This window comes from Blautia sp. MSK17_66 (genome assembly GCF_020538025.1).
Classification (GTDB): Bacteria; Bacillota; Clostridia; order Lachnospirales; family Lachnospiraceae; genus Blautia_A.
Window position 1 is genome coordinate 125,323 of record NZ_JAJBNQ010000004.1, and the last position, 23,015, is coordinate 148,337.

General features: G+C 42.9%; 18 protein-coding genes and 1 other annotated feature. Of the genes, 5 read left to right on the plus strand and 13 right to left on the minus strand.

Annotated features, from left to right (window positions below; translation table 11 throughout):
* Positions 1–13: 13 nt before the first annotated feature.
* From LIR34_RS03575 to LIR34_RS03585, 3 genes are all read right to left on the minus strand, one after another.
* Positions 14–1,612, minus strand: a complete 1,599-nt coding sequence (locus LIR34_RS03575) for an ABC1 kinase family protein (RefSeq protein ID WP_173901867.1) — start codon at positions 1,610–1,612, stop codon at positions 14–16.
* Positions 1,613–1,630: 18 nt separating this feature from the next.
* Positions 1,631–2,005 (minus strand): hypothetical protein, encoded by a 375-nt coding sequence (locus LIR34_RS03580; RefSeq protein WP_202017261.1) that lies wholly within the window; start codon positions 2,003–2,005, stop codon positions 1,631–1,633.
* A gap of 66 nt (positions 2,006–2,071) precedes the next feature.
* Positions 2,072–2,452: a diacylglycerol kinase family protein gene (locus LIR34_RS03585; RefSeq protein WP_173901866.1), complete on the minus strand. Its 381-nt coding sequence runs from the start codon at positions 2,450–2,452 to the stop codon at positions 2,072–2,074.
* Positions 2,453–2,655: 203 nt separating this feature from the next.
* On the opposite strand from LIR34_RS03585, the gene LIR34_RS03590 reads away from it, so the two are divergent.
* Positions 2,656–3,528 (plus strand): phosphoribosylaminoimidazolesuccinocarboxamide synthase, encoded by an 873-nt coding sequence (locus LIR34_RS03590; RefSeq protein WP_173901865.1) that lies wholly within the window; start codon positions 2,656–2,658, stop codon positions 3,526–3,528.
* A 186-nt stretch (positions 3,529–3,714) separates the two neighbouring features.
* The gene (locus LIR34_RS03595) at positions 3,715–5,010 is read left to right on the plus strand and encodes an HlyC/CorC family transporter (RefSeq protein ID WP_173901864.1); all 1,296 of its coding nucleotides are present in this window, start codon (positions 3,715–3,717) and stop codon (positions 5,008–5,010) included.
* Between the two features lie 102 nt (positions 5,011–5,112).
* Here the strand turns inward: LIR34_RS03595 and LIR34_RS03600 are convergent, their stop codons facing one another.
* From LIR34_RS03600 to LIR34_RS03630, 7 genes are all read right to left on the minus strand, one after another.
* Positions 5,113–6,102 carry a guanosine polyphosphate pyrophosphohydrolase gene (locus LIR34_RS03600; protein WP_173901863.1) on the minus strand — a complete coding sequence of 330 codons (990 nt, stop codon included), beginning with the start codon at positions 6,100–6,102 and terminating at the stop codon, positions 5,113–5,115.
* A gap of 161 nt (positions 6,103–6,263) precedes the next feature.
* Positions 6,264–6,812, minus strand: coding sequence for a hypothetical protein (locus LIR34_RS03605; RefSeq protein WP_173901933.1), 549 nt, complete (start codon positions 6,810–6,812; stop codon positions 6,264–6,266).
* 316 nt (positions 6,813–7,128) lie between these two features.
* A complete protein-coding gene (locus LIR34_RS03610; RefSeq protein WP_173901862.1) occupies positions 7,129–7,416 on the minus strand; it encodes a hypothetical protein in 288 nt (95 codons plus the stop codon).
* 84 nt (positions 7,417–7,500) lie between these two features.
* Positions 7,501–10,332 (minus strand): transporter substrate-binding domain-containing protein, encoded by a 2,832-nt coding sequence (locus LIR34_RS03615; RefSeq protein ID WP_173901861.1) that lies wholly within the window; start codon positions 10,330–10,332, stop codon positions 7,501–7,503.
* Between the two features lie 70 nt (positions 10,333–10,402).
* Positions 10,403–13,270, minus strand: coding sequence for a response regulator (locus LIR34_RS03620; RefSeq protein WP_173901860.1), 2,868 nt, complete (start codon positions 13,268–13,270; stop codon positions 10,403–10,405).
* A 257-nt stretch (positions 13,271–13,527) separates the two neighbouring features.
* Entirely contained in the window at positions 13,528–14,862 is a 1,335-nt protein-coding gene (gene rlmD, locus LIR34_RS03625; RefSeq protein ID WP_173901859.1) for a 23S rRNA (uracil(1939)-C(5))-methyltransferase RlmD, read from the minus strand.
* Between the two features lies 1 nt (position 14,863).
* A complete protein-coding gene (locus LIR34_RS03630) occupies positions 14,864–15,775 on the minus strand; it encodes a radical SAM protein (protein ID WP_173901858.1) in 912 nt (303 codons plus the stop codon).
* A gap of 175 nt (positions 15,776–15,950) precedes the next feature.
* Positions 15,951–16,289: a binding site (T-box leader), on the plus strand.
* A gap of 138 nt (positions 16,290–16,427) precedes the next feature.
* Between LIR34_RS03630 and ilvB the strand changes: the two genes are divergently transcribed.
* Both ilvB and ilvN read left to right on the plus strand, forming a co-directional pair.
* Complete coding sequence (gene ilvB / locus LIR34_RS03635; protein WP_173901857.1) at positions 16,428–18,146, plus strand: biosynthetic-type acetolactate synthase large subunit; 1,719 nt, start codon at positions 16,428–16,430, stop codon at positions 18,144–18,146.
* Positions 18,147–18,158: 12 nt separating this feature from the next.
* A complete protein-coding gene (gene ilvN, locus LIR34_RS03640; protein ID WP_022215574.1) occupies positions 18,159–18,668 on the plus strand; it encodes an acetolactate synthase small subunit in 510 nt (169 codons plus the stop codon).
* 90 nt (positions 18,669–18,758) lie between these two features.
* On the opposite strand, the gene LIR34_RS03645 is transcribed toward ilvN, so the two are convergent.
* Positions 18,759–19,832, minus strand: a complete 1,074-nt coding sequence (locus LIR34_RS03645; protein ID WP_173901856.1) for an NAD(P)H-dependent flavin oxidoreductase — start codon at positions 19,830–19,832, stop codon at positions 18,759–18,761.
* Positions 19,833–20,054: 222 nt separating this feature from the next.
* Here LIR34_RS03645 and LIR34_RS03650 point away from each other — a divergent pair, with 222 nt between their 5' ends.
* Positions 20,055–21,011, plus strand: a complete 957-nt coding sequence (locus LIR34_RS03650) for a restriction endonuclease (protein WP_173901855.1) — start codon at positions 20,055–20,057, stop codon at positions 21,009–21,011.
* Positions 21,012–21,048: 37 nt separating this feature from the next.
* Here the strand turns inward: LIR34_RS03650 and LIR34_RS03655 are convergent, their stop codons facing one another.
* Both LIR34_RS03655 and LIR34_RS03660 read right to left on the minus strand, forming a co-directional pair.
* A complete protein-coding gene (locus LIR34_RS03655) occupies positions 21,049–22,410 on the minus strand; it encodes an MATE family efflux transporter (RefSeq protein ID WP_173901854.1) in 1,362 nt (453 codons plus the stop codon).
* A gap of 122 nt (positions 22,411–22,532) precedes the next feature.
* Positions 22,533–23,015 (minus strand): DNA-deoxyinosine glycosylase, encoded by a 483-nt coding sequence (locus tag LIR34_RS03660; RefSeq protein WP_161285866.1) that lies wholly within the window; start codon positions 23,013–23,015, stop codon positions 22,533–22,535.

Below are 23,015 nucleotides of genomic sequence, written 5' to 3' on the forward strand. Positions count from 1 at the left end.
TCCTCCTTTAGTATCATTTATTTGAAAAAAAATGTTTGATAAACACATACATCACAATAATAAATGCACTGACATATCCCAGTGCTCCCAAAGCCGGGATTCCACATAATTTCGGCTTCATATCTGTCGTACAGATGATACTAGAACTGATCAGAAGCGCCATCACCCAAAGTCCCATTACAATATTTCGCACAAGTCTTCGCAGCAGCCTTGAAAGATCATTTGCCACATGAAGATCCAGATTAATCTTGGTCTGTCCCTTCATACAGCCCTGAAGGAAATCCGCCGTAAGAGACGGAACCTCTATGGACTTCTTAAAAGCACGGTAAAGATTCCTGCTGTTTGCCTTGATTTCTTTTTTCCAGCTTCCCTCACTTAGGAATTCTTCTTTGATGCGTGCCGCTGCTATCTGAATCATGTTGATCTCCGGACTGATATCCGCCAGAACGCCTTCCACATGTGTCAGTCCTCTTGCCAGCATCGTCAGTCCATGCGGCATCATGATCTTATTTTCTTTCATGACTTCCATGAGGTCCACCATAACCTCTGCCAGATCAATATTTCCGATATCCGCTGTCCCATATTTCTCCATGAGCTCCTGAATATCCTGATAAAGTCTGCTGTGATCCGGTTTTCCCTTAAATTCTCCCAGTGCCAGCACTGCATCCTGGATTTTGCCGATATCCTTAAATGCTACGCCTTCCACGGCCTGACCGATCAGCTGCCGGTCTCTCTCCGTGAGCCTGCCCATCATTCCCATATCGATCCAGACTATCTTTCCGCCCTGGATCCGTACATTGCCGGGATGAGGATCCGCATGAAAAAAGCCATCCTCGATCACCTGCCTGATAAAATTATCTACGAACTTACTTCCGATCTCGTTCAGATCATATCCATTCTGAAGAAGCTTCTCTTTGTCATTGATCGCAATGCCGTCAATATACTCCATGACCAGTACATGTGTTGTCGTATATTCCCTGTACAGGATCGGTACTTTTACAAAAGCGACGCCCTTGTTCTTTTTGGCAAATTCTGAAATATTGGCAGCTTCTGTAAGAAAATTCATCTCCTCCTGCGTCACTGTCCACAGTTCGCTCAAAACCATGTTCAGATCCACAGCACCCTTGATACTTACCGGCGGCATCAGCCGCACTGCTTTGTGCATCAGACCAATATCCCTGGCCATCGTCTCATAAATACCCTTGCGCTGTACCTTGATGACAACTTCCTCGCCTGTTTTCAGCGTTGCACGATGGACCTGTGCAATAGAAGCAGAGCCCAGCGGTTTCTCCTGAATCTTCTGAAATTCAGCCTGCCACGGACATCCCATGGATTCCTCCAGTACCTCGATCACTTCCGAAAAAGGCATCGGCGGTACTTCAGAACACAGTTTCATCAGTTCGTCACAGTATCTCTTTGGCAGGATATCTGATCTGAGAGACATAAGCTGGCCCAACTTGATATAAGTTGGGCCCAGATCTTCCAGTATAAGACGAAGTTTCTCCGGAGAGATTCCCCGTGTGATAGAATGTTTCTTCAGAACAGCTGTGATTTCCTTCAGACGGTCTCCGTATCCGTTTTTTTGTTCTGTTTCTCTGTCTGATCTGCTCATTTGCTGCTCCGTTTCTCTTTATTCTTCCGGTGCTTTCTCTGTTTCTTCTGCCGGTTCTTTATCCTCTGAGATTTCTTCTTTCTTTTCCTCTCCTGCCTTCGGTGCTTCCATCTTGAGAATCTGTTCTTTCAGCTCTGCAAGCTGCTCCGGTGAAAGTTTCGAAAGAGTATCCCGGATATCTTCCTTTGGAGCTTCCGCTGAAGAAGAAGTCTTGGTCTTGATCGTTTCTTTGATGTTGTGCCTCAGTTCCTGATTCAGAACCTTGCCCTGTTCTACAGTGAGTTCACCCTTCTTGACCAGTTCATCCAGAATTTCTCTTGATTTCTCTGCTGTCACTGCAACCGTTCCTACTCCTGCAAGTAAAAGTTTCTTAAGTCCGTCTCCTAATTCCATAATGTGTCGCTCCTTTCATTGGTTCTGTCATTCATTATGAACGACTGCCTGCAAAACAAATCTGACTTATAGTTGTCTCAGAAACATAAGTCCCTTCGGTACAAATATCAGAAGTCCGATGACCGCAGCCATGATTGCAGCGATCAGAACTGCTCCGGCAGCTGTATCCTTGGCAATCTTCGCAAGCGGATGGCGTTTCGCAGTCACAAGATCTACCACTGCCTCCACCGCTGTATTGACCAGTTCCAGTGCCATCACAAGTCCGAACAGCCCCAGACAGATGCACCATTCTGTAATCGAAAGTCCCAGAACAAATCCCGCAATAATAACAAGAAGCGTAACTGCGACATGTATCTTCATATTCCGTTCGTTTCTGATACAGGTAAAAATCCCCTCAAACGCATAGCCAAAACTTCTGTACAGAGAATCCTTCTTTCTGCCTGCCATTTCGCTCACCTGCCTTCTGATCTTCTCCCTCTGGTAGTTAAAGATATTATACCAGAATTATCTTAAAACAACCAGTCCTCTGTAGATTTTTTTGTATTTATTCACATGCCCGTCAAAATCTCTCTTGACAGGTCCATACAAAAGATGATACCTTACTACATGTAAAATTTCCAATCAAAAACCAAATGACGAGGTATGAGAAGATGCAGGAATTAAAACCAATTAAAGAAGGTAAAGTACGTGAGATTTATGACAACGGCGACAGCCTGATCATGGTTGCTACTGACCGTATCAGCTGCTTTGATGTCATTCTCAACAACGAAGTCACCAAAAAAGGTACCGTACTGACACAGATGTCCAAATTCTGGTTCGATATGACAGAGGATATTCTGCCCAACCATATGATTTCTGTCGATGTAAAGGATATGCCGGAATTTTTCCAGCAGGAAAAATACAACGGTAAATCCATGATGTGCCGTAAGCTCAATATGCTTCCGATCGAATGTATCGTTCGTGGATATATCACAGGAAGCGGCTGGGAAAGCTACAAAGAAAACGGCACGGTCTGCGGCATCAAGCTTCCAGAAGGTTTAAAAGAATCTGATAAACTGCCGGAGCCGATCTACACACCATCTACCAAAGCAGAGATTGGCGATCATGACGAAAATATTTCTTTCGAGCAGAGTATCGATCACCTGGAGAAATATTTCCCTGGAAAAGGACGTGAACTCGCAGAAAAGCTTCGTGACAATACTATCGCATTATATAAGAAATGTGCAGAATACGCACTGAGCAAGGGAATCATCATTGCAGACACCAAGTTTGAATTCGGTCTTGACGAAGATGGAAACATGGTGATCGGCGATGAGATGCTCACTCCTGACAGCTCCCGTTTCTGGCCTCTGGAAGGCTATGAACCAGGACATGGACAGCCGTCTTTTGACAAACAGTTCGCCCGCGACTGGCTCAAGGCTAATCCGGGAAATGACTGGACACTTCCTCAGGAGATCGTTGACAAGACAATCGCCAAATATCTTCAGGCATACAAGATGCTCACAGGCACAGAGCTTGCATAATATATGTTTTTATAACTGCCCGATATCCCGTCGGGCAGTTTTTATATTATAAGTAATCCAGTATATCCTTTCAGGTTCTTTTTTAAGAACTTGCCAAAGCCATAAAAACAGTATATAATGAAAACTGCATATTTTTACCATTAAGGTATGTATTTTATCAAAACACCAAAGGAGTGAACATTTAAAGTGGACATACGTGACACTTACCAATTTATCATACTTGCTGTTCTGCTGGCACTTTCTGCATTCTTTTCCTCAACAGAGACTGCACTGATGTCTGTAAACAGAATCCGCCTTCGTGCCCTGTCAGATGACGGCAACAAACGTGCCGCCCTGGCTCTGGATATTCTGGAGAACCATACACCCAAGATGCTCAGTGCTATTCTGATCGGCAATAATATCGTAAACGTATATGCATCATCTCTTGCAACTACACTCGCATATCATCTGGGCGGTTATATGGTCAGCATTGCAACACTGGCACTGACTGTTGCGATTCTGGTATTTGGAGAGATCACCCCTAAGAACTATGCTACGATCAATTCCGAGAAGATTACTCTTCGCTACATTACAGTAATTCATTTTCTGATGACTGTCATGACGCCGGTAATCTTTGTGATCAACCTGATCTCGAGATTTTTCCTGTATATTCTTCGTGTAAATCCGGACGATGTCAACAATGTCATGACGGAGGAAGAATTGCGTACCATCGTTGATGTAAGCCATGAGGATGGTGTCATCGAATCCGACGAGAAGAAAATGATCTACAATGTTTTCGATCTCGGTGATGCAGATGCCAAGGATATTATGGTTCCCCGTGTAAATGTAACGTTTGCCAATGTAAATAACACCTATGAGGAACTGATCGATATTTTCCGCACTGACAGATTTACCCGTCTTCCTGTCTATGAAGACACACAGGACAATATCGTCGGAATCGTCAATATGAAGGATCTTCTTCTTTACAATCAGGATGATCCCTTTGATATCCGCAACTTTCTTCGCAAGCCTCATTTCACCTATGAATACAAAGATATCTCCGATCTTCTGGTAGAAATGAGAGAATCCACCTTCAATATCGCCATTGTTCTCGATGAGTACGGTGAAATGACCGGTCTTATCACTCTGGAAGACATTCTTGAGGAAATTGTCGGTGAGATCCACGATGAGTACGACGAAAACGAAAACGAACTTATCAAGAAAATTTCTGACCGCGAATATATTGTTGAGGGATCCATGAGCCTGGATGACGTCAATGATCATCTGCATACAGACTTCACCTCTGAGGACTATGATTCCCTCGGTGGTCTGATCATCGAACACCTGGATCGCATCCCGGAAGATGGCGATGAGGTCATCACCGAAAATCATACCCGGCTCGTCGTTGACAAGCTGGACAAAAACCGTATTGAACGGGTACATGTCTACCTTCCTGAAGCTGTGGCTGATGAATCAGATGCAGACGAAGATAAAGAAGCCTAATTACAAAGTATATAAAGTAAAAAAGCCTGCCGCAGCGATCATACAGATCTACCGAGGTGGGCTTTCTTTTTATCATTACAATCTGCCTTTATTCCTATTCCGTTAATCTATCAGATCATTCTGAAATCTGGATAAATGCTCATACGGAAGAATCAGTCTTCCCCGAAACAACCCGCATCCATCATTGATCAGACTGTTATTTACCGCTGCGAACATATTGACGTCCACTTTCGAAAGTTCCAGATTCTGAAGACGCATTCCTCTCTCGTATGCCTCATCAAAATACACACTCTCTCCCTCCGGGATCGCATCTCTCCGGGATCTTGCTTTATCCTGTCCCTTTTCGTAGCCCAGATGATTTGCCGGGCCAATTTCTGCCACGTCATCCATAGATTTTGTACGAAGCTGAACCTCCACAAAACATCTGGAACTGTTATCATAAAATGTGATATGCAAAGACCGGTAATCCTGCGGACTTCTTCCCATAATATAGTCACGGTAATACGGACGAACCTCATCCTTCATAAACTCCGACGAACTTTCCATAACCCCTCTCGCCGGTTCCACTGTAAAGCCTCGCTCCTCCAGAAATTCCGGAAGCGCATTCGCAATCTCATAAAGATATTTTTCTTCTTCTTTTTCTCTGTCCTGTCCACTCTTCAGATGGCATTTTGGCATGGCGATCACAATCCTGTACGCGATCAGGTCACGGAAACAGCTCAGACGGTTTCTGATTTCAGAGACAGACGGATAGGTTCCATGCTCCATATGATAATCATAAATATATTCTACAATATATCCGTTAAATTTCTCCTCTGCGCGGATCAGTGATTTAATCCTTCCTTTAAATGTAAAAGCCAGAAATGGATACTCTCTGGCCATATATTTATAAAATTCACGAATTTTCTGCGACTGTGCCGTAAGGAAATCATTATGCTCCAGAAGTTCTGTGATCTGCAGCAGGAAATTACAGTGTGCCAGATCAATTTCATTCTTGTTTTTTCTTGCATCTTTTCTGAGATCTTCTGAGTAATTATGCAAAATTCTCAAAAGTGTATCTCCCGAATACAGATAATCATTCAGTGTGATCATATAAACCGTCATCTCCCCTGTTCTTTTATCAGACAGCATTTTCCTGAAACACTGCCTGTCGGATAAAATATGTTCCTCTCATTATAATATAGTTTTCCTTCCCGAACAAGGTTTTTCCCTGCATAAATATCCAGTTTAATATTTATACTTGCTTCTTATATTTATACCCTCTTATAGATGATCGGATCATCATACCCAAAGGTTCTCTTTCCGTTTACCTCCATGCTCTCGGATACTTCCAGACATTCCCCGGAAAAACGTTCCCACAGTTTAAATTTCATGACCGGAGTAAACTGACTTGTGCTGCCGCCCTCCCAGACGCCATCCTTTTCATGATAAAGTGCCGGTGTAAATTTCGCCGACTTCTTGAGTTCACTGTATTCCACCGGCTGCATCGAAGCATATGTAAAGGTATTCTTGGCATTTCCCTCCGGTATCTCATAAGATGAAAGCAGAATCCCCTCCTCTTCTTCTGTGAATAAGAAAAGATGTGCAGACGCATGCTTCTTCCCATCTGTCTCGTAATAACTCTCTTCTACAAGAAATTTTCCCTGAAAATCTGCGGGGAGATTCTTGATCTTGTCATTGCAGACTGTGTTGACATGTTCCGCATAAGGATATAATTTTCCTGCTTTCTGCATCCTGGCATACTGTTCCTTATTATCAAAATGTCCTGTCAGAACCTTCATAAAACTTTCAAGCTTTGACATGTTTTCCTTATTGTTCGACATAATTTTTCCTCCATTTCGCGAATCTGATCTGCTTAAAACATAAGCTGAAGTCCCATTGCGATGATCCACATATATGCACATATTCTGTTTCATTCTGTCTTTGTATCGCCTTTCAGACAACGCTCCACATTATTACAAATCTTGGTAAACACCTTCATACACATAGCCTTTTCGTCTTCTCGTGAACTACTCTGCAACAAGTTACCAGAGCATCTGAAATCTGGCGGGATACCGCCTTTTTTCAGGGTGCGTCCATGACACCAATACTGCTTGCCTTTCGGCTATACAGCTACTTTTATTGTGAGCCTTCACCTGTATTCCACCGCCCGTATCTGTAAAACGAACCATTGGAAAAATAATCTTCTCTCAGCAGCATTGTCAGCAATGCTGTACAAAGCTCATAATCTGCCCCCGAAACACGTCTCAGTTCCTCATTACAGTCAATCGGCTCCGTAATCATATAATCCCCATAATTATTTTTCAAATCTCCCAGGTCTTCCAGAAGTTTAACATACCGGCTTTTATCCGGATCATTCAATAAAAGAACAGACCGGATTGCCTGTATTTTGCCAGTATTCGTCAATCTTATTCACCGCCTTGCCTCAACCGAATATACGTTCTATTATGATACCATATTCCTTATCGCACTTCAAGACACTTACCTCTGCTAATCATTATGAACATACCTTAAAATCGTTTTTATAACTTCCTCAATCACAATCGGCTTTGACAAATGTGTATTCATTCCTGCATCCAGTGATGCCTGAACATCTTCAGCAAATGAATTGGCTGTCATTGCTATAATAGGAATGTTTTTTCCATCCGGTCTGTCATTCATCGCCCTGATTGCTTTTGCCGCTTCATAACCGTTCATTTCAGGCATCATGATATCCATCAGGATTACATCAAATGTGCCTTCCGGATGATTTCTGAAAATCTCAACAGCATTCTTTCCATCTACAGCTCTTTCTACATTCATTCCAAACTCTTTCAGCTGCACGGTCACAATTTCTGCATTCAGCTCATTATCCTCTGCAAGAAGGACTTTCACACCTGTAAGATTTACCTTTTCAGAAAAACCTGGGTCTGACTTATTACATTCCTTATCTGTAATTTCCAGAGGAATATCCACAGTAAAAGTGGTTCCCTCATGCTTTTTGCTTTGCACGGAAATGGTTCCACCCATCATATCTACATACTTCTTTACGATAGCCATCCCCAGTCCAGCTCCATGGTACTGCGTTCTCACATCGGAATCTTCCTGTGCAAATTCCTCAAAAACTTCTTTTGTAAATTCCTCACTCATGCCAATACCAGTATCCGAAATGCGGTAATGCATATTTATATATCCATCCCCGCCCTTTTCCTGACACCGGGCTTCAAATGTAATCGTCCCTCCATCCGGAATGAACTTCACGGCATTGCTCAGAATATTAACCAGCACATCTCGCAGACGTACAGGATCCACAAGTACATTTGGGATCTTTGCTTCTTCACGCTGGATCTTAAAGCTGATATCCCTGTTCGTAAGAAAGCCTTTTGTAATATCCAGTGCAGAATCTGTGATACTTTTCAAATCTGCCGGTACCGGATTGCATTTCGCTTTTCCACTTTCCACGCGAACCAGATCTAATACATCATTGATCAGCGACAATAACTGCTCTGAACTTTCATGAATCTTTTCCAGACAATTTTTCACTTCGTCTGACGGATTATTTTTCATTGCAATACCGGTAAATCCCATGATTGCATTCATCGGTGTTCTCATATCATGGGACATATGTGACAGAAATGCTGTTTTTGCCTTGTTTGCAGCCTGCGCATGCTCTGCCAGTTCCGCCATTTCCTCAGCCTTCTCCTGGGCTGCCTTCTGAGCTTTTTTTCTTGCACTGAGACGCATTGCTATCACAGCCATAGTAGTCAGCAGCCATCCGAAAATAAGAAGAACCCAAACAGTAACAACAGGATGCAGACGGATCCAGTCAACAAATGTCAGCTCTGCTGCTTTGTATGTGGTATACCGTGCTGCTAGATCTTCGACAAGATTTTGGGGCATGGCATACATTGCTTTCGTCAGAATACCAGCCAGCGCATGGTTCTCTGTTGACGAAACTACCATGCGGTAGGTGAATGTAGGCTGTTCCAGCAGCGTATATGTCATGGTGCCCGTAGTGTCACTATTCACAAACGCCTGTGCCATGTAATAGTAGACGAAGGCAGCATCGGCTTTACCCTTACGGACAGCTTCCATCATTTCCTGCCGGGTATTGCACATCAGCTTTTCTGCACCGGGTGCCATTGCATCTGCAATTGAATTTGATGCTGTCTGGTCAACCGTAGTAACAACATTGATTTTTCCATCAAAGTCACGCCGTGTCACCCTTGCCAGCTGCATTGTAATGAAAGGTGCAGTAAGCCCCCATTTTTTCGTCTCAGCATAGTTATCTGTTTCCAGGCGTGCATCGATACTCATATCTGTGGCTTCCTTATTTTTCTGATAAGCAATATACTCATCTCTGGTGGCAGGTGTAAGAAACTCATAGGAAATCCCGGCATAGTCTGCAATTTTCCGGAAGTAATCCGGGATAATCCCCTTCATCTCACCATTTTCATTATAAGAATATGGATAACGGGACGGATCACACAGAACATGAAGCGGGTTGTCCTTGGAATATTGTGCAATAATACTTTTTTCTTGCTCCGTATATTCCAGATTCTTAGTTTCTATGCTTTCATAATTTTTATTATAAAGCGTTGTTTTCCAGTCACCCTCAACCGCATTCATCTGATCGATCGCATAATTGATCTCATTCAGCAATTCTGTATTGCCCTTTTTAACAATGACATAGAAATCGCTGCTGCCAAATTTATCCACGATTCGCTCATTGTTTGTTTTTCTCAGAGAACTGGTAACAATCGCATCAACTTTTTCGCTCTGAAGGGCTTCCTCCATCTCTGCGGTCGTATCAAAATAAGATGGAACATATGTAAATCCTTTGTTGTCTGCAAAATCCGCAAACTCTTCATTCCGGGTGTTTCCGTTCAAAAGTGCCACACGCATACCGTTGTAAGTGCTGTAATTGCCGTCCACAATCGTGCTGTTGTCACTGCGGACGGTCAACATCCCATAATTGATTCCGATCGGACGTGAAAAATCAAACTTTTCTTCTCTGTCCGGTGTTTTGCGGGCAGATGTTACCATGTCGATCTCGCCATCTTCAAGCATCTGCTGCATATCATCCCAGCTCTGATCGTATCCGACATATTCGTAATCTACATCCCAATAACGGGCCATCAGCCGAAGGAAATCATAGCCATAACCACTGCGGTTCCCCTCTTCATCCATCATATGGTATCCATCCATGGCAAAGAAACCGACTTTGACAGTTTCATGCTGCGAACTGTCCTCGGCTGCATATGCAGTCTGGGGAGAAAATATCATACACACGCATACAAAAACCAGTAACACTGCCACATATTTCTTTGCTCTCGAAATCATATTAAATCTCCTGTCTGTCAAATATATTTCTCTATACGTCTCCTTGTCAACCTCCTGGTTTAATAAATTTTCACCTGTCCCTACTGCTTCTCAATTCTTCGCATATAGTCTGCTTGATTGTTTTATCATCTAATGGCTTTGCAAGATGTGCGTTCATTCCTGCTTCCATACACTTTTCTGCATCTTCCCTAAATGCATTTGCAGTCATAGCAATAATAGGGATTGTTTTTGCATCCTGCCGTTCCAGGGATCTTATTGTTTTTGTGGCAGTAAGCCCATCCATCACCGGCATCATGACATCCATTAAAATAACATCGTATGTTCCTGATTCACAGGCTTCAAAGTGCTGAACAGCTTCTAACCCATTTTTCACTGTTTCTACTTTAGCCCCATTTTCCGTCAGCATAAATTCTGCTATTTCCGCATTCAGCTCATTATCTTCAACCAATAATATCCGGACACCTGATATATCTGCATTGAAATCTTCTTTTTCTTCCGGTCGTGCATTCGTATCAATTTTAAATGGAAGTATTACAGTAAAACAGCTTCCTTCACCAAACTTGCTTTCAACTGTTATGGTTCCGCCCATCTTTTCTACAAGTTGTTTCACAATAGGCATTCCCAGACCTGTCCCATTATAATCAGAACGTGGGGAATTATCTGCCTGTACAAATGGAGTAAACAATTCATTTTTTATAAATTCTTCTGACATTCCAATTCCATTATCTTTTATTTTAAATTCACATGTCATGTGATCTTCTGATCTTTCAATCGTTCTCATACTCATGTAAATAAAACCATTCACCTTATTGTACTTCATACTGTTTGTAAACAGATTCATCAATATTTTTTTCAGATGAACTGCATTGCTCCAGACATATATACCACTGTAATCATCATGTTCTCCTATAACATGAAGTCCTTTTTCTTCTGCCTGAAAAGATAGTGACTCCGTGATTTCCTGACATACCTGATCCAGATTGATGGATTCATCACTAAAAACCACGGTATCCGATTCTAACTTTGCCATATCCAAAACATCATTTACCAATGATAATAGCAGTTTCGCAGACTCATTTATTTTATTCAGACAATCTTTTGCCCGCTCACCATCATTTCCGCTTTTTTCAAGAATTGTAAGCATGCCCATAATGCCATTGATCGGTGTCCTGATGTCATGAGACATGTTATTTAAAAAGGAAGTCTTAGCCCTATTGGCACTCTGTGCTTCTACAAGTGCATTTTGTAATTCCTGCTGTTTTTCTTCAAGCTCCTGATTCAGCTTCAATGCCTGCTCAGCAGACTTCTTGGATTTTTCTTCCGCACGTTTTGATTTTTTCAAAGAATCAAGAATTATACACAGGGCAACAAAAATAGAGATTCCAACTATGAGTGAGACAGCCAGTAAATTGTCCTGAATAAAATCCTTCGCTGTAACTTTTCGTGAAGAAACATTATACGAAACTACTGCACCTGAAAATTGAGTTGTAGGCATAGATGTCAGTGTTTTATTCAGAATGGACAAAAGAACCGGTTCTCCCTGCTGAACAGCAAATGAAACATCAGCTTCTTTTGTCAGGAAAACACTATGAAGCTTATTATTTTTCAAATAGTCTGAAACAGTACCTGAATTGCTTACAATACAATCTGCCTCCCCTTTCTGCATTGCTTTTACTGCTGCATCTGATGTCTCATATTCCACAACCTCCCATTGCGGATAATTGTATGAAAGATATGCTTTCAATGCAAAATTATCTTTTTCAACGGCAACTATATTCTCTTTATTTTCATCAAAAGAATCCTTTGCCGTAATTGCTGCCATATTGAGAGTCAATAGAGTATCCGACAAAGCAAATCCATTTGTTTCTGCAAAGTATGGATTCTGGTTTGCATGAAAAATCAGGTCTATTTTTCCATCCTGCAATGCCTGAAGCAGTTCACTTCTTGTCTCATATCCATTTAATTCAAATTCCAGAGTCTGACCTTGCAGACAATTTTCTGCAAGATCCACATAATCTGTAATAACACCTGTCAGTTTACCTGTTGATGGATCTACACTGCTGATACCTCCATCCTGATTCAGATACCCTATCCGAATTGCACCATGCTGCCCGATCCACTCACTTTCTTCTTTTGAAAGAAACGAGCTGCTCTGTGCAGAAAGATAACGCCTGTAGAGATCATCTGTGTAAAATGGGTTGTCATCCTTGATTCTGCGCATAGCACTATCCAATGCTTCTTTGATATCCGGACGTTCTGGATTTATAGCGAAATAGATTTCTGTCTCTCCAATACTTGTAAGCGGTGAAATATCCGATTCTTCCCAACGGGATTCTTCTACCGAAACGAAGCAGTCAATTTCATGTTTCGACAGTTTGTCCATAATTTCTGTGGTTGTAGAAACATTGATATGCTTCGTATGCAGACCATATTTTGATTCCCATTCATTAAGCACATCCTCCACTATATTATCTTTAGACACACCAATATTTTTTCCCTCAAAAGAATCCAAATTTCCTGCTGTAAGATCCATATTGGATGCATCCGTATAGATGTAGTATTTCTCTTCCCCCATAGGCATATCGGAAAAAAGCATATTTTCAGCACGTTCGTCTGTATAGGAAATGTCACCAAGAATATCAATCTCTCCATTTTCCAACTGTGTAAAGCAGTTTTTCCAATCACTTGTTATGTATTTATATGTCCATCCTGCATAACCTGCTATATCTTGAAGATACTCATAACCATAGCCGCTTCTTTCTCCCTTTTCATTGACTACATTATAAGTTTCCTCAAAAGATCCTACCCGGATAACATTGTCAGAGTTTTCTTTGGCAGATGCAGGAACGGATAAAACAATAAAACATATAATTGTGCAAAATATAATGTAACAAAATTTAAAAATCATTATATTCTGTACTAGTTTGCACTTCTTCATCTTTCTCCCCTCCTCTAGGCTACAGTTGCTTGCTTCCAGATTTTAATTTTACATTCATTAATTATCAATAACCTCCCCGCTATTTTTCACAATATTTTTCCAAACAGCTTCTGTATTACTTATTCAAGTGCTCTACCACAAGAGTGCTCCGTAGGAGCAGTGTCCTATAAAGCAAGAAAACCGAGCTTTCCGCAAGGCTTCTCTGATGATGCTAACCTCGCAAAAAGCCCGGAAATACGCCACTTTTCAGCCCTTATTTATCTTTCCCTGACAGCAAGCACACAGGTCTCCACATGCTCTGTCGCCGGAAACATATCAAACGGCACTGCACGTACCGCTTTGTATCCGTGCTTTGTGAGATATTTCAGATCCCGTGCCAGTGTTGTCGGTTCGCAGGAGACATACACAATCTTCTCCGGCTTCAAGGTAAGCACAGATGAAAGGAATTTCTCATCGCTTCCGCTTCGAGGCGGATCCATAAATACAACATCGGCATGTTCTCCCGCTTCTGCCATCTGCCGCATGAATACGCCTGCATCATTGTGATAAAAACGAACATTTTTGATCCCATTTCGTTTTGCATTTACAATTGCATCCCGCACAGCATCCGGATTCAGTTCCACGCTGATGACTTCCTTTGCCTTGTCGCTGGCGATCAGTCCAATCGTTCCGATTCCGCAATATGCATCGATCACACGCTCTTTGCCTGTAAGCCCTGCCAGTTCGATTGCCTTCCCATACAGTTTCTCTGTCTGAACCGGATTCACCTGATAGAAGGATTTGGAAGAAATACGGAAGGTTTTTCCGCAAAGCTCGTCCTCGATATAGCCCTTACCATAAAGAACTGTCTCCTTCTCTCCCAGGATCATGCTTGTTTTCTGTCCGTTTACATTCAACACGATCGTTGTGATTTCCGGATGAAGCTTACGCAGTGCTTTGACAAAATTATTCTTGGACGGCAGGATCGGTGAACCAAGGACAAGTACTACCATGATCTGCCCACTGTGGTATCCGGTACGGATCAGCACATGACGGAACAGACCATATCCTGTATCTTCATTATAGGTCTTGATCTTGAAGGATTTCAGAAGCCCGCGGATATCCCTGATGATCGCATCTGCTCTCTGATCCTCGATCAGACATTCATCCACCGGAACAATGAAATGTGTTCCCTCCTGATAAATGCCGGAGATTACCGTACCATCTTTTTTGTGTCCAAAAACCGCATGTACTTTGTTTCTGTAATGAAACGGATCTTCCATCCCGACAATCTTCTCTACAGGACAGTATGGCTTCAGAAGCTTTGTCACCTGTGTCTGTTTCTGTTTTAACTGATCCTTATATGGAATATCCAGAAGCTGACAACCTCCACATCTGCCATGCACCGGACAAAGTGATTTTCTCTTCCGTTCCTCTTTCTTTCCCTCGTTTTTCTTGCCCTCAGGCTTTTTCTGGTCTGTCTTTTTTGTTACATTTTTCTTAAACTCTGGTTTCTTTTTGTCCGCATACTTCTTTGTTTCTGACTTACCTGTCCACGGTTTGCCTGTAGATTTTTCCTTAAAAATTCTCTTATTGTTTTTTTCTGTTCTCATTTTATTCTATCCCCTCTCCATCAAATTCTGGTATAAAACTCTCCTTCGCTGTCTCGCCTTCCTGGATAAAACAATTTGTTACTCCAAGAGAGATGGCATGATCGAGCAAACGATCGTATTCTCTGTCCGTAACTTTCCTTGATAACTGTGGATCCTCCATCACTGCCGGCATCGGTTTATACTGATTCATCAGACTGATATATATCTGATCTTTGTATGTTTCATACAGGTATTCCAGCACTTTTCTGGAATTTCTCACATGTCCCGGCAGCAGCAGATGCCGCACGATCACACCCTTTTTCATCATTCCACGATCATCAAATTCCGGCGTTCCTGCCTGCCGGACCATTTCTGCCAGTGCTTCTCTGGCAATTTCCGGATAATCCTTTGCATGCGAATATTTACCGGCAAGATCCGACTCCATGTATTTAAAATCCGGAAGATAAATATCCACAAGTCCGTCAAGAAGCTGAAGCATTTCTGCTTTCTCATATCCGCTGCTGTTATATACTACAGGAATCGTAAGTCCCTGCTTCTTTGCCAGGATCAGTGCCTCTCTCACCTGCACAAGGAAATGTCCTGCCGTCACAAGATTAATATTATTCGCCTTCTGCCTCTGCAGATCCAGAAAAATTTCCGCCAGACGTTCCACTGTGATCATTTTGCCGCTCTGTCCTCTTGAGATTGCCCTGTTCTGGCAGAATACACATCCCAGTGAACAGCCTGAGAAAAACACCGCACCGGAACCTTCCTTTCCTGAAATACACGGTTCTTCCCACATATGAAGGGCAGCACGCGCCACCATGATCTCTGCTGTTACTCCACAGAACCCCTTCTGTCCGGCCAGCCGGTCTATACCGCAGTTTCTCGGACACAGACAGCAGTTTTTCTGTAGTTCCTTTATCTCACTCATAAATTATCTTCTTTCTTACTTTTAGATCATCTGTGAACAGTACTACTATTCTACCAAAAAAGGGCACAAAATCCAAGCTATTCCGTTGACAAACACAGAGAATTCCCGTATAATTATTACAAATTTCGTAGCTGTTCGATAATTTCTCAGAATAGTTACCAGTTTCCAAATAATTTTAAATGCAGTGACGGGAAATAGTACATAATTTTCGGATGCACAGAGAGAAGGTGGCCGGTGCGAACCTTCATGACGAACTTATGGAAGTAGTCCCTGAGCAGTGAACCGAACCATGATCTTGTGCTGGTCAGAGAACCTCCAAGCCGGATCATACAGTAGGCTTCAACGTAGTTTCCACGTTACAGGAAAGCAGTATAGAATTTATGGTAACTGTTCATTGGAATGCATTTCGACCAAGCTACTGTGAATGAAGTGAACAGTAACAATTTATGTACTGACAGAGTGCAGAGTACAGTCTCTGAAGTCAGGTGGTACCACGGAATCATCCGTCCTGAGCATATTTATATGCTTGGGACTTTTTTTACTTTACGAAAAATTACTCCGTAATGTTCCAGTAAAGTAAAAGGTGCTCCGCGAAAATGCAGCCAGATGCAATATGGTACCAAAATTTATTTATCAGAAGGAGGACTTATATTTGCGACAGATTTCAGGAAACAAGCTTTTGGTAAAAGCTTTAAAAGAAGAAGGTGTTGATACTTTATTTGGATATCCCGGTGCATGCACCATTGATATCAGTGATGAATTATACAGACAGAGTGGGATTGACATCATCCTTCCCCGTCATGAGCAGGCCCTTGTCCATGAGGCAGATGCCTATGCAAGAACCACAGGCAAGGTCGGTGTATGTCTTGTAACAAGCGGCCCTGGTGCTACCAACCTTGTCACCGGACTTGCTACTGCCAACTATGACAGTGTTCCTCTTGTATGTTTCACAGGTCAGGTTGCCAGACACCTGATCGGAAACGATGCATTCCAGGAGGTTGACATCGTTGGGATTACCCGCAGTATCACAAAATACGGTGTCACTGTCCGTAACCGTGAAGATCTCGGCCGTATTATCAAGGAAGCTTTTTATATTGCAAGAACCGGCCGTCCGGGACCTGTTCTCATCGACCTTCCAAAGGATGTTATGGCAGAGCTTGGAAGTGCCGAATATCCTAAGAGCGTAAATATCCGCGGTTATAAACCAAATACCAGTGTTCACATGGGACAGCTCAAAAAGGCTCTCAAAATGCTCCAGAAGGCCAAGAAGCCACTGTTTCTGGCAGGCGGCGGTGTCAATATCGCCCATGCAAACGAAATTTTCACCTCCGTAGTCGAGAAGACGCAGGTTCCGGTTGTTACAACTGTCATGGGGCGCGGAGCCATTTCCACAAAACATCCTCTGTTCATCGGAAATCTTGGAATGCATGGTTCCTATGCAGCGAACATGGCTGTCAGCAGCTGCGATCTCCTGTTTTCTATCGGAACCCGTTTCAACGACCGTATCACAGGCAAGCTTCATGAATTTGCGCCAAATGCACAGATCATCCATATTGACATTGATACTGCTTCTATTTCCAGAAATATCCATGTGGACGTTCCGATCGTTGCTGACGCCAAAGAAGCCATCACAAAAATGGCCGAGTACGTTACCGACTGCGGAACCCATAAATGGCTCACCGAAATCGAAGCATGGAAGAATGAGCATCCACTTACCATGAGAAATCGTCCTCTCATGGGACCTCTTGATATTTTTGACGCGATCAACAAACAGTTCGACAAAGCGATCATCGTCACAGACGTCGGACAGCATCAGATGCTGACCTCCCAGTTTGTTGACATCACCGAGAACCGCCAGCTTATCATGTCCGGTGGACTTGGAACTATGGGATATGGTCTTCCGGGTGCAATCGGTGCACAGATTGGAAATCCTGATACTCCTGTCATCTCTATCTCCGGTGACGGCGGAGTCCAGATGAATATCCAGGAGCTTGCAACTGCTGTTCTGGAAGAACTGCCGGTCATCTGCTGCATCTTCAACAACACTTACCTCGGCATGGTTCGTCAGTGGCAGAAATTATTCTACGGAAAACGTTACTCCATGACCAACTTAAGAGCCGGTGCTCTCTCCCGCCGCACAGACGGTGAGGAATATCCGGAATACACACCAGACTTCGTTAAACTTGCAGAAAGCTACGGAGCCAAAGGCATCCGGGTTACTAATCGCGAAGAGATCGCCGAAGCCTTTGAGGAGGCAAAGAAAAACACCAAAAGACCTACGATCATTGAGTTTATCATTGATCCGGAAGAAATGGTCTATCCTATGATCAAACCAGGCGGAACACTCGCAGATATGATCATGGATTGTTAGGAGGAAACAAGAATGGATAAAGGAATGAAAACAAGATGGATCTCTCTCTATGTAGAGAACCAGGTAGGTGTACTCTCCAAAATTTCCGGTCTCTTTTCCGGAAAATCCTATAACCTGGACAGTCTCACTGTTGGAACTACAGAGGATCCTACAATCTCCCGCATGACGATAGCAACTGTCAGTGATGACGAAACCTTTGAACAGATCAAAAAGCAGTTAAACCGCATGGTCGAAGTGATTAAGGTCATTGACTTCACAGATATCTTTGTCCGTATGAAGGAAATTCTTTATATCAAAGTCAAGAAATGCTCTGCTGCAGATAAGGTAGAACTGTTTCAGATTGCCGAAACCTTCAAGGCCAGAGTCATTGATTATGGCAAAGACAGCCTGCTTCTTGAGTTTGTTCAGACTGCAACCAAGAATGATGCCGTTGTCAAACTGATCAAGGAAGAATTCAAATACATCGAAGTCGTTCGCGGCGGAAGCGTCGGAATTGAGTCCATCAGTATGATGGAACGATAAGTATACGCAAACTTTAACAGGCGGTACCTGCTTTTCATTTTCAGTCATCTGACTGTCATGAAATCAGTACCGCCTGTTTTCTGCTATTTCTTAGTATGCCAGTTCCTTCATCAGTTCATGAACTGTCGTCATCTCATGGATTCTTCCAACGTTTGAACCACAGAAGATCAGACCCTGATCAAGATTTCCTTTTACTGCTTCGATCAGTGCTTTGGTAATACAATACGGAACATTTTTCGGGTCACATTTTTCCAGACAGTTGTAACATTTACGGACAGGTTCCCTCGCTGTCTCCAGATTACGGATAAAGGTATTTCTAAGTGCCCTTCCCGGCATTCCTACCGGACTCTGTACGATCTGAATATCTGCTTCCTCTGCATCAAGATATGCTTTCTTGTAAGCGTCCGAGGCATCACACTCTTTGGTCGCCACAAATCTGCTTGCGATCTGTACACCATCCGCGCCAAGTTCCAGTGCATGATCGATATCTGCTCTGTCAAAAATCCCCCCTGCAACGATCACCGGGATCTTTCTGGAAAATTTTTCTTCATATTCTTTTTTACATTCGATGATCTGTCGAATTTCTTCATCAAAATCCAGTGTATCCAGCCTGGACAGCTGTTCTCTGGAAAATCCCAGATGACCTCCTGCCTGCGGTCCTTCAATAACAATAAAATCTGCGGTCCTTCCATATCTGTGTGCCCACATCTTAAGGATCAGATTCGTCGCACGTCTGGAAGAGACAATCGGTGCAATCTTTGTCCCGGACTCCTCACTGACCATCTTTGGAAGCTCCATCGGAAGTCCCGCTCCGCTGATGATCACATCTGCTCCGGCTTTCACCGACTCCCTGACATGTTCTTCATAATGCTTCAAGGCCACCATGATATTGACACCGACAAGACCTCTGCCGCCTGCAATCTCTTTTGCACGTCTGATGTGCTTTGCAATTGCCGCCCGGTTGCATCCTGCCTGATCATTGGCAAATCCCTCTTCATCATAGCCGATCTGCGCTGTTGAGATTATGCCGATACCACCTTCCCGTGCTACCGCCCCGGCAAGACTGCTTCTGCTGATTCCGACGCCCATGCCACCCTGAATGATTGGAATCTGTGCTGTTTTTTCTCCAATATGAAGTGCTTTTAATCTGCTTTTATTTTCCATTGTATCCTTCCTCCGGTCCATCAATTACTTTGATTATCAAACTATTTGATAGTATACTCTTTCTATCTCGCTATGTCAATGTATTGTTGAATCTTTTTCTAGTTTACATGGTTTTTATTACTACATTATCCTTTTTACAAAATATCTGGACTTTACCGGAGCTTTTTTATAAAATAGTCGTGACTGCTCTGTACGCAGAATACTTCCAAAGAGGATTTTCTAATGAACTATCAGGATGGATTTGAATTTGAAAAACGCTGTGCTGCCTTTCTTAAGACCAAAGGCTATCACAAGATAACGGTCACTCCGCCAAGCGGTGACCAGGGAATTGATATTATCGCGTATAAATCCGGTCTGAAATATGGCATCCAATGCAAATATTATTCTGCTCCCGTTGGCAACAAGGCCGTCCAGGAGGCTTACAGCGGTGCTCGTTTTTATGACTGTAACCGTGCTGCTGTCATGACAAATCATACCTTTACGAAGGCTGCCAGAGAACTGGCTGACAAACTGGAGGTTGAACTGTGGGATTACTGCAACCCAACTGTTCAAACAGATTTTTTCCGGAAATTATCCTGTGTGTTCCTGCTTCTTTTTCTGCTCGCAGGTATTTCTGCCGGTATTTCCATGTTGATTTTTGAATACCCGAAACCTACTTTTTTAAACTATTCCGATATTTTTCTTATGATCACTGCATCTCTTCTGGGAATCTTCGGATGGCAATTTTTTTTCCCGAATCTGCTCTCCGGAGTTTTGTACCTTATTTTATTCTTTCTGCTGTTATTTTCGGGAACCGGAAAAATTCTTCCGGCTGTTTTTCTTCCTGTGTTTCTTCTTCCGGCACTTCTCATGTTCGGACACAGTATTTTTCTTCACCTGCATCGTGCATCTGCAGACACCGGGGACGGCTCTGACAGCCGCAGTAAAAAAGCTGCAGATGCTATTGGAAAGGCTTACCTCAAAGTACTTTCCTGCGGACTTCACACAAAAATCCGCTTTGTAAGCTCCGAGAAAAATGAACTGGAATATAAGTTTCTTTTTTATGCCGATCATTTTTCCACGCAGGAGCTTTATGCCCTGGAAAAAGAAATGAATCGTTCTATGAAGGATCACTACCGCCTGCAAAAAGTTGACGATTCGCATTTTTATCTGCACAGAATCGAAAAAAAAGGAAAATAAAAAACCAGGACAGCCATTAACAGACTGTCCTGGTTTTTTATTTTCCTTTTGTTCCGAACATCTTTTTCATGTTTACGTTCATAATAAAATAGTACATGGCGATCAGAAGACCTCCCGCAAGTACCCAGGCTGCCGGACCTGCCATACAGACACCCGTATAGCTTCTCTTTGCCCCGGCGATCACCGCGACAACGCCTCGTCCGATCAATTCTGCGACACCCGCCATCATCGGAAGAAGTCCATATCCAAGTCCCTGAATACCATTTCTGTAAATATTGACTACTGCAAGCGGAATAAAGAAAATTCCGATGCATTTCAGATAGATATCAACCGAACTCATGATGATCTCTACATCCTCTGAAACAAAGAGATAAGTCATATATTTACCAACTGTCATGATAAAAGCAGCTGCCACAAAGGAATATATCACGCCAATGATCGTACACGCCTTAAATCCTTCACGAATACGCTTCACAGAACCTGCTCCCATGTTCTGGGCAGCGTAGGTTGCCATTGTTGTTCCCATCGCCACATATGCCTGTGTTACAACCTGCTCGATCTTACCAGCTGCCGTATAAGCGGCAACCAGAGTAGAACCAAGAATATTCAGGGAAGACTGTACCATCATGGTTCCAATTGCTGTGATCGAATACTGAAGTGCCATCGGCAGACCTATACGCAGCTGATTCTGGTAAATGGTACTTCCCACATCGAGATCTTCACGCTTCAGATGAAGGATCGGAATCTTCGCAATAATATAAAACAAACAGAGAATTCCGGAAACTCCCTGTGCGATCACAGTTGCAACCGCAGCTCCCTTTGCTCCCATTCCAAATCCGACAATGAATACCAGATCCAGAACAATGTTCAAAAGAGCACTGATCACAAGAAACAGAAGCGGCAGTTTACTGTTTCCCAGCGCTCTTAAGATGCTGGACAAAAGATTATAAAGCATCTGTGCCAGGATACCACCGCTGACGATCATGATATATGCATATGCATCCGCAAAAATATCCTCTGGTGTATTCATAAGGATCAGAAGAGGCTTCATAAATGCCATAAAAAGTACTGTCAGAAGTGCTCCGACCAGAAGCGAAAGAATTCCTGCTCCTGCCACAGTCTTACGCATCCCCTTCATATCACCAGCTCCGAATTTCTGTGCTGTAAGCACCGTGAATCCTGCCGTCATTCCCACAACAAAACCATAGATCAGAAACATGATCGTACCCGTGCTTCCTACCGCAGCGAGTGCTTTGTTTCCTACAAATTTACCAACGATCACGGCATCTGCCATGTTGTAAAACTGCTGAAATACATTCCCTATAAAAATCGGCAGCGTAAAACCACAGATAATCTTCATTGGGTTTCCGGCAGTCATATCATTTTGTGCTGATTTCATTTTTATACACTCCCGTTTTTTTCATCGTTTGCATATTATATACTCATTTTATGCTTTCGTAAACCCATTTTTTGATTATTTTGGAATACAATTCTGCCTAATTTTTATCTGTGAAATCGGCTTCAGTGAATATATTCACCAATCTGTTTCCAGGCCTCTTTCAGCCTCTCCAGAGAATAACCTGCATTGGCCGGGCTGGTCGATGGAAGCTTATGTGCTTCGATCCCGTTTACAGGATAAATATACTTCTGATACAGTTCATATGCCTTGCCGCCATTTGTATAAATTGCCTGAATATCTGCTGTTCTCAGAATCTCCGACAGATCATTTGGTATTACGTCCCGGATACTTGCATCTGAAGAGCCTTCAATCTCACAGCTCTGTATTACATCCCACACTGCGATGTGATGTTTCAGAAGCATCTCCTTTTTCTCCTCAATTGTCTGAGGCACTTTACAGCCAAGAATCCCTGAAACCACTTTCCAGAACCTATTCTGCTTATGCCCGTAAAAAAATTTCTGCTCCCTGGACTTTACCGACGGAAAACTTCCAAGGATCAGTATTCTGGAGTTCTCATCATACACAGGATTTATTGTATGTTCCAT